Source organism: Pseudomonas sp. MD195_PC81_125 (assembly GCF_014060985.1).
GTDB classification, from domain to species: Bacteria; Pseudomonadota; Gammaproteobacteria; order Pseudomonadales; family Pseudomonadaceae; genus Aquipseudomonas; species Aquipseudomonas parakoreensis.
Map to the genome: position 1 here is coordinate 1 of NZ_JABULD010000066.1, position 2,152 is coordinate 2,152.

Annotated in this window: 2 protein-coding genes; both read right to left on the reverse strand. The window is 62.7% G+C overall.

All coding sequences use genetic code 11. The features are described 5' to 3' along the window. Positions 1-68: 68 nt before the first annotated feature. Positions 69-1,283, reverse strand: coding sequence for an amino acid deaminase (locus HT737_RS03230; RefSeq protein WP_182401413.1), 1,215 nt, complete (start codon positions 1,281-1,283; stop codon positions 69-71). A 43-nt stretch (positions 1,284-1,326) separates the two neighbouring features. Further along, on the reverse strand, positions 1,327-2,091 hold the full coding sequence (locus HT737_RS03235) for an IclR family transcriptional regulator (RefSeq protein WP_047294799.1): 765 nt from the start codon (positions 2,089-2,091) through the stop codon (positions 1,327-1,329). Between the last annotated feature and the right edge of the window lie 61 nt (positions 2,092-2,152).

The following is a 2,152-nucleotide window of genomic DNA, read 5'->3' on the forward strand; positions in this document are numbered from 1 at the left end:
CTTCACAACTCATGAGATTCCTGTGGGAGCTGGCTTGCCAGCGAATCGCCGCAACGCGGTCTCAAGCCTTAGAAACAAGTCCCCATGTTCTCGACCACCGCTAACTGCTCATCCACCAACAACCCCACCCGCCACTTGTCGAAGGTCAGACACGGGTGCGAGGTGCCGAAGGAAATGATATCGCCGACCCGCAACTCAACCCCCGGCGCCACACTCATGAACGCATGCTGGTCCATCACCGCCGTCACCTTGCACGCGCCGACATCGTCGCCGACCGCCGGCACAACGCCGGCCTTGTAACGCAGCAACGGCACCGGCAAACCGGCATCGAATGCCACGTCGCGCTTGCCGAGGGCGATCACCGCAAAACCCGGTTCCGGCAGCGATTGCACGTGGGCCCAGACTTCCAGCGCCGGACGCAGGCCTTCGTGCAGATCACTGCGACGATCCAGCACGCAGCATTGCGCATCCTTGTAGATGCCATGGTCATGGGCGACATAACTGCCCGGGCGCAGCACGCTGAGGAAGCGTCCGCTCGCATTCTGCGTCTCAAACGACTCGGCGATCAGGTCGTACCACGCCGAACCCGAGGCAGTGATGATCGGCTTGGCAATGGCAAACGCGCCGCTGTCCTGCAACTGCACCGCCAGCCGCACCAGCGACGCAGCAAATTCACGAATACCGCTGACCGCGTGATCACCGTGGATCACCCCTTCGTAACCTTCGATGCCGGTCAGGGCCAGCGCCGGTTGCGCGTTGATCGCCTGGGCCAGTGCGATGACTTCCTGCTCGCTGCGGCAACCGCAACGGCCACCGACCACGCCGTACTCGATCATCACGTTCAACTTCACGCCGCGCGAAGCGAAGTAGGCGCCCAGATCGGCGACGTTGTCCGGGTGATCGACCATGCAGTAGAAATCGAAATCCGCATCGGCCAGCAGATCGGCAATCAGCGCCATGTTCGGCGTGCCGACCAGTTGGTTGGCCATCAACACCCGCCGTACGCCGTGGGCATACGCCGCGCGGGTCTGCGTGGCGCTGGCGAGGGTGATGCCCCACGCGCCGGCGTCGAGCTGACGCTGGAACAGCGCCGGGGTCATGCTGGTTTTGCCGTGGGGCGCGAGTTCGGCGCCGCTGTCGCTGACGAACGTCTGCATCCAGCGAATGTTGTGCTCCAGCGCCTCGCGGTGCAGCACCAGCGCCGGCAGGCTGACGTCACGCACAAGGTGCGCGCCAATGGCAGCGGCGCCCTTTTCCACAGCGGTATTGATGGCAGTCGTCATGGTCAAACTCCTCGCATTCAGTCGCGGTCGCAGGCCGCCGCGGTTATTCGTTGATACGCCGGGCGAGGCTGTTGGCGCTCTCGATCAGCACCCGGCGATAGTCGTCGTAATTGTTTTTCGCATCGGCCCGTGGGGCGACGATGCACAGGGTGCAGATGGCCACGCCACTGGGGTCTTTGACCGGCGCAGCGAAGCAATGGGTGAAGGTGTCGGCCACGCTGTCGAAGGAGAAGAAACCGTCGATCCCGGCCTGCCGAATTTCCGCCAGAAAGCGCTCCAGCGGCAGTCGTTCGCCGTCGGGCAGGATGTAGTCGTCTTCGTCGATCAGGTCGATGATCTGCTGGTCGCTCAAATGCGCCAGCAGCAGGCGTCCGGATGCAGTCCACGGGATCGGCGCGTTTTCGCCGATGTCGGACGAAATGCGGAAATGCCGCTCGCCCTCCTTCATCAACGCCACCGTGTATTTGCGCCCGTTGAGCAGGCACATCTGCGCGGTTTCCCGGGTCTGGCTGACGATGTCCTGCAAGGCATGATCGGCCTCGCGACTGAGGTCGAAATGGCGCAGGTGCGCCTGCCCGAGGAAGTACAACTGACGACCGAGATAGACGTGCCCGTCCTTGCCCACCGGTTCCAGAATCCGTCGCTCCAGCAACGACGCCACCAGTTCGTAGACCGTGGATTTCGGGCTGCCGATACCGTTTGCGATGTCATTCGGACGCAGCGGCTGGCCGATCTCCTTGAGGAAATCGAGGATATCGAACGCCCGGTCCAGACCACGGGCCCGGCGTTTGATGGTGTCTTCGGTCATGTCAGTACTCACTCAAAATGCCTCTGTAGGAGCTGCCGCAGGBTGCGATCTTTTGATCTTG